Origin of the sequence: Streptomyces diastatochromogenes (assembly GCF_002242805.1) — a bacterium.
In the GTDB taxonomy this organism is placed as follows: Bacteria; Actinomycetota; Actinomycetes; order Streptomycetales; family Streptomycetaceae; genus Streptomyces; species Streptomyces diastatochromogenes.
This window is the reverse complement of the sequence record NZ_MCGQ01000131.1, coordinates 3,090-3,407: the sequence shown is the minus strand read 5'-3', so window position 1 is coordinate 3,407 and position 318 is coordinate 3,090. Positions and strand designations below refer to the sequence as shown.

The following is a 318-nucleotide window of genomic DNA, read 5'->3' as shown; positions in this document are numbered from 1 at the left end:
GGCGGCTGCCGCCCGTCGTACGGCGCGCGCTGCCGCCCCCGCCGCTCCTGCTGGTACCCCTGCTCCTGCTCCATGTCGCGGCGACGCGCGCGCCGCACGAGCTGCCGCTGGCCGCGGCCCTCACCGTCGCCCTCACGCTGCCCCTGCTGTGGCGACAGCGGGCCCCACGCACGGTGTTCGGCGCCGTCGCAGCCGCAGCCTTCGTCCAGTGGCTGGCGAACGTCCAACTGCCCGCGGACGTCGCGCTGTTGGCAGCCCTGTACGCGGTGGCCGCGCACGCGGGCGGACGCGCGACACTCGGCGCCGGCGCCGTCGTCG

1 protein-coding gene is annotated in these 318 nt (G+C 78.0%); it reads left to right on the top strand.

Annotation, left to right across the window (positions count from 1 at the left end):
* A partial coding sequence (locus BEK98_RS50715; protein WP_425276673.1) for a DUF7134 domain-containing protein occupies positions 1–318 on the top strand: 318 nt, incomplete at both ends.